The sequence below is a fragment of the Vibrio sp. 970 genome (genome assembly GCF_033339075.1).
The window spans coordinates 1-596 of record NZ_JAWOTW010000548.1 but is presented as its reverse complement, the minus strand read 5'-3'; the positions used below and the strand labels follow the sequence as shown (position 1 = coordinate 596).

Below are 596 nucleotides of genomic sequence, written 5' to 3'. Positions count from 1 at the left end.
AATTGTTGTGCGTCAGAGACTGAGTAACCGTAGTCGTAGTTTTGGTAAGTATCATGTGTATGACGACGTAGGAAACCTTCTGTGTAACCACGATGAGCTAGGCTTTCTAGTGTACCCATTAGGCTTTCATCGAATGGTTTACCTGCAACTGCGTCGTCGATCGCTTTACGGTAAACTTGCGCTGTACGTGCGCAGTAGTAGAACGACTTAGTGCGGCCTTCGATTTTTAGTGAGTGAACACCCATCTTAGTTAGACGCTCTACGTGCTGAACCGCTCGTAGGTCTTTTGAGTTCATGATGTAAGTGCCGTGTTCATCTTCGTAGGCAGCCATTTTTTCTTCTGGACGATGCGCTTCAGAAAGCAGAACCACTTCATCCGTTGGTTTACCACGACCGATAGTGGCTTCAGGGCGCTCGTCTTGAACTTCAACAGGCTGTGCTTCAGTTGGGTCAAACTTCTCAACGATGTCGCCAGCGTCGTTTTCTTTGCCTTCTTCAACTTTGTATTCCCAACGACATGCGTTAGTACATGTACCTTGGTTAGGGTCACGCTTGTTAATGTAACCAGAAAGCAGGCAACGACCAGAGTAAGCCAT

General features: G+C 47.1%; 1 protein-coding gene. It reads right to left on the bottom strand.

Translation table 11 applies throughout. The features are described from left to right. A partial coding sequence (locus tag R7Q11_RS27800; protein ID WP_225467188.1) for a U32 family peptidase occupies positions 1 to 596 on the bottom strand: 596 nt, incomplete at both ends.